The 4721-nt window shown below is 58.6% G+C and carries 5 protein-coding genes; 2 read left to right on the forward strand and 3 right to left on the reverse strand.

Annotation, left to right across the window (positions count from 1 at the left end; translation table 11 throughout):
- On the reverse strand, positions 1–219 hold a 219-nt coding region (locus J6525_RS45915), incomplete at its 3' end, for a helix-turn-helix domain-containing protein (protein WP_225649555.1).
- 438 nt (positions 220–657) lie between these two features.
- On the opposite strand from J6525_RS45915, the gene J6525_RS45920 reads away from it, so the two are divergent.
- Positions 658–975 carry a hypothetical protein gene (locus J6525_RS45920; protein WP_225649556.1) on the forward strand — a complete coding sequence of 106 codons (318 nt, stop codon included), beginning with the start codon at positions 658–660 and terminating at the stop codon, positions 973–975.
- Between the two features lie 661 nt (positions 976–1636).
- Here J6525_RS45920 and J6525_RS45925 read toward each other — a convergent pair.
- A complete protein-coding gene (locus J6525_RS45925) occupies positions 1637–1807 on the reverse strand; it encodes a hypothetical protein (RefSeq protein WP_176937291.1) in 171 nt (56 codons plus the stop codon).
- Positions 1808–3586: 1779 nt separating this feature from the next.
- On the opposite strand from J6525_RS45925, the gene J6525_RS45930 reads away from it, so the two are divergent.
- The gene (locus J6525_RS45930) at positions 3587–3817 is read left to right on the forward strand and encodes a hypothetical protein (RefSeq protein ID WP_225649557.1); all 231 of its coding nucleotides are present in this window, start codon (positions 3587–3589) and stop codon (positions 3815–3817) included.
- Between the two features lie 129 nt (positions 3818–3946).
- Here J6525_RS45930 and J6525_RS45935 read toward each other — a convergent pair.
- On the reverse strand, positions 3947–4721 hold a 775-nt coding region (locus J6525_RS45935), incomplete at its 5' end, for a transposase (protein ID WP_225649558.1).

A 4721-nucleotide genomic window follows, 5' to 3' on the forward strand; every position in this document is an offset into this window, starting at 1 on the left:
CCGCTTCAGCCGCTCGGGCGACTTGAACGGCTTCACCCCGCCCGCCGCAATATAATCCTTCACCGTGTGATGGCTGCAGCCCAGCTGGCGCGCAATGCGCTTCAGCCCCCATCCGCACGCCCTCAGGCGCAACATCTCCGCCACGTCATCCGGCGTCTTCATCACCTGCCCCCGTGGATCACTCCACGACGAGCCTCTAGTGATTCGTTCCTGCTTCATTCGCTCTCTCCTCGGCTAATCCAAGGAGGGGGCAATTCCTCATGGCGCCGAGGGGGCAGTTTTCCATGGCGCGCGACAGGGAAAGCGTATTCAACACCATCCATGCGACCGGAACTGAATATCCCCCAGGCAGTGCCATTCCGGCATTTAAATATGCATGTCAGCGAATCTGCCCAAAGAAACGGCCCCAGCGAGGGGTCCAGCTGGGGCCTAGTTTAGACTTTATTTTGTCGGGCGCGCGTGAGCAACCCCTAGCGGCAACCACGCGAATGGACCGCATAAGCATGGTACCGGACATAGTTGCCCGGACAACTGCATGCCCGCGCATGGGCCTATGCTTTAATTCCTGCAATGGGTTCCAAGAAACGGCCCCAGCGAGGGGCCACATCGCCGGGGCCTGGTCTTCCGTTGGTGTTGTCCAATGCCATGGGGGGTAGCGTGGACACCCCGGTAACCGTCCCAGCGCCGGCCTGTTCCAAAATCCGCCTTGGTTCTCTGGCTAGAAACAATCCGCCCAGGCATCGCTTTACGGTTATGCAGCCCGCTACCGAAATTCATCTGGTTCGCGTGACGACCGATGACGGTGAGGTCCAAATCTGGCTCGCCGCGACCTCGCGCGAAGAAGCTGTTGATCGAGTGCTGGAAGAAATCCCGGAAGGATGGGCTGTTAGCCTAATTCAGCGACAGCTTGCCACCGAGCACATCCCGGCGCTCAACATGGCCGCCGGAGAAGTGCGTAGGCACTTGGTGTCCTAAAGAAACGGCCCCAGCACCCTTGGAGGTGATGCTGAGGCCGTTCCTCATTCCAGCCTTGCCGAGCCGCCGATGCAATGATTAGGCGCCCCTCTGGGCTCAGTAAATTGTCCTTGATGAAACCGCCGTGCCCAGTGTTCGCATCATCGAATCAAAGCGTGAGCCAGTCAACTAACTTAGGTGAATTAAAGGTAACCAAATCGTCCGGATACTTAACGGTTGGGGTGTCCTTCCCGTCTCCGAGCGTCCTAATTAGGACAACACCAAGGACAGTCCCTCAACCGAGGCGGCCTTACTCTAAAACGCGACAAAGAAAAAACCCAACAGCAATAGGGTGAGCAAAACGGACACTCCAGCTGCCGTCTTTAGAGCGTTGCTGGGCTCTGCAGATCGGTTCATGTCGTGGACCGCTGTCCGGGAGAGCGCAGCCATTCCGCCATACGCGCTCCCATGTCCGCCTGTCGCGCCAGCTTCAGCAGGGCTTCCTTCTGGACACCTGGGTTCGATGCGCTTGCCCGCTCGCGTAGCTCTTTGGCTCGTTTTTCAAGCCGCGCTTCAAGCGTCTCCGTTTGCTTTACGCGGTGTCGAATTGATCCCATGCCGACTCCCTGTCAGTCTCCTTGACCGGAACGGGGACTCTAAATGTCGGCCTAGCGTAACGTTCCTATTTCGAGTCGATCATTGCGCGCTCGACTTCGTCGGCGAGTGCTCGGTGATGCGCTGCCAGTTTGGCGAACAGCGCTTTCTTTGCCGCGTTGGTCGCGAGCTTGCTGATTAGTTCGCACTCTTCCGCCTCGACAAGAAGCTTCTCCAAGTGCGCTCGCATGTCCTGCATTGGTGCCTCCCCGCCATTCGGTTGTGGCCTGCGGAGTCGATTTTAGCGTGCGCCAAAAGAGCTAGGAACTCCGTTCTTCCCACGGAGAACCCCGGTAATCCATATGCGCTATGGATTGAGAACGAATCGGGGACCCAGGATATTCATCGGGCCAGTCTACTTCGCAGGCAGTCGCACCGGCCCGGCGAGGAACCTGTACGTCGGCACCCGAACCGATTTCCAACTTTCCAGCGTCGCCCCGCAGAGGGAGCATTGGAAGCTGCCGATCTCGCAGGTCGGAGCGACAGACTCCGTGCGTTCATAAACCGCTCCGCACTGGCAGGTTCGATGATGAGATTCCATTCCCGCTTATGAGCCTGAAAACAAAAACAAGCCACCTTCAACTAGGCCACTAACGCTGGAAATCAGTACCGGAATTCGGGAGCCATTCAATCTGGTTCGGCTAACCAAGCATGACGCTGAGCACCAGCACCACGGCCGCAATACTTAGAAATCCGACGATCAGAGAGTCCGGTCTCGGCAATCTTCTGTCATAGCTTGCCTTCACGACACCGACAACCCGACCGAGATTCAACGTCGAAATTGCTACTTGTTCCATTAAAGAAACGGCCCCAGCGACCGCACAAGCTGGGGCCAGTGTGTAGCTGGGCGTCTCAGTGCCTGTAGCGGTGCGGCACCGAACACGGCGACCAATGCCAACGCTTGCGCTTCGTTCCTACTCATAAAAGAGGCCCCAGCATCCGGATCAATGCTGGGGCTAAGTCGGATTCGCCGAGCCGCTGCCCGCCGAGAAGCAGCGGTCGTCGTTATCAGGGCCCAAAAAATACGAAATGAAAATTACGTGCCCCGTTGCTGGGAGCCTCCCAAATGAGGGGCGGCTCCGGAAATAACGCTTGTGAATCTCGGGGGATAAAATTGCCGCTTTTTCCCTGAACGCCCGGCGGGCTAGGAACCATCGAAACGGGATACGCGTATATTGGTGCTTCTGGCCAGCCAAGGTGCCCCCCGACTGCCAGAGGAAAACCCGTATCGCTCGGGTTGGCGGCCCCTTGTTTGGGGCCGTTTTCAGTTCGCCGCGGAAGCCAAGGGATGTTTGTCCAAAGTTGATCGCCACGATTCACATAGTTCAATGCCGAGTACACCATCCTGCGAGCTAATCGACGAGCTCCCGTTTGATTGGTGGATGGTTGCAATGGAATTTATTGGACGCCCGATGCGAGGCCGATTCCGAGCCGCCCGAAAGATCGCTGCCGAGACAGGACGCCGCGTAACCGTGCGGAAAGAAGACATGCAAATCATTGGGACTATATCCGCGCCCACGACCCATTAGATCCGAGCCGAGCCGCGAGGCCGGTCATCTAAGTCCTTGCTCCGGGAAATATTCAGGCCTACGCTCGATCCTGTACGAGCAGTCCAGTTATTCGGAGCCGGCAATGCTTGTTTACCGTCCAACCAACTTGCAGATTGAGATCGAACGACTGCGCAGGTCAGCGGACAATCTCCTCGCCCAAGCCAACGCTGCGCTGCGATTGCCCAAGCCCGACACGTTTCTGGGACGAAGTCACCATGAGCCGATTCCGCTTCCGAACGGGCGCGATTTCGGGATCGAATTAGCACCGGTTGATTGCTGCCGACCAGGCCCTAACTCCGAGCCTTCCCGGCACAGGAACTGAGCCGACGATCGACGCGCTTGCGGCTGACGGCCACCGATACAAAAGAGCGGGCTGTTTACGACTCGCGAAACGGTTATGGCCGCCCACCGAAGTTCGGAGCGAACCAATGCCCACCCTCGAATTCCTCCGTTCGGAGATCGAGCGCACGCGCGTGCAGGTCAGCCGCCAGCGCAAGGAAATCCTCCAGCTCCAGAGAGCCGGCATCCCTACCAGCTCGGCTGAAGCGCTACTCCAACGGATGCTCGACAAGATCGATGCCCTCTGCACCGACAGAGACAGGATGAAGGCTCAGCTGCCGAAGCCGAAGGGACGCGTACTCGGAGGCCGGAAATGGTGAGCGAGCGCCCGCAGTGGTTCGACTTCAAAGAAAAAGAAGTAGTCGTATCGGCTACTGATCGATTCCGTTGAAAAAGGCCGGCGGTATTCCGCTGTAATAGCTGGGCCGGCGAAGAGATCGAGGGGGTCCCTATGCGGGTCTTGCTATAGGCATCGCGATCAGCTTGGCCATCTTCCGGAGGTTTTGCGCGGTGGCTGCGAGAGTGAACTCATCGCGAGCGCCGTTTGGGCCTCGTAATCGTAAATGGTCGAGCTTGAGAATGCGCTTGAGGTGCGCAAACAGCATCTCGATCTTCTTCCGCAAGCGGCGTGAAGTACGGCCCTCCCATGATCGTGCTATCTCCCGCGCCATATCGCGAGCGCCCTCGTAGATCGAGCGAGACACTTTGCGGACGGAATCCTTGGGGCAGCAGCGAGCCTTCAAGGCGCAGCCGGTGCAATCGTACTTGCTCGCCCGGTAGAGCATCGTTGCGCCATCGTTCACCAGTGTTCCGGTTGTGGTCAGCATCTTGCCACCGGGGCAGGTATAGAGGTCGCTGGTGTGGTCATAGGTGAAGTCCTCGCGCGAAAAGGTCCCGTCCGCGCGGGCCGACTTGTCGAACACCGTCACATGCGGCTCGATCCCGTGCTCGTAAACCAACCAGCCGAGCATCTCGGCCGAGCCATAGCCGCTGTCGCCGAGCAGCCGGGTGGGGTAAAGGTCGAACCGTTCGAGCGAGCGCTCAATCATGCGCTTGGCAGCCAACACCTCCGCCTGCCGGATCGCCGTTGTCGCTTCGACATCGACGATTATCGCGTTCTTGACGTCGACCAGGTAGTTTGTCGAGTAGGCAAAAAAGGCTTGGCCGCCGTGCGCGCCCGTCCAGCGCGCCGCCGGATCGGCAGGCGACACGAACTTCGGGGTG

Origin of the sequence: Bradyrhizobium australafricanum (assembly GCF_020329495.1) — a bacterium.
In the GTDB taxonomy this organism is placed as follows: Bacteria; Pseudomonadota; Alphaproteobacteria; order Rhizobiales; family Xanthobacteraceae; genus Bradyrhizobium; species Bradyrhizobium australafricanum.

Coding starts and splice junctions, on each gene's coding strand:
- J6525_RS45925 (WP_176937291.1), bottom strand. CDS start 1,807: ATGCAGGACATGCGAGCGCACTTGGAGAAGCTTCTTGTCGAGGCGGAA.
- J6525_RS45930 (WP_225649557.1), top strand. CDS start 3,587: ATGCCCACCCTCGAATTCCTCCGTTCGGAGATCGAGCGCACGCGCGTG.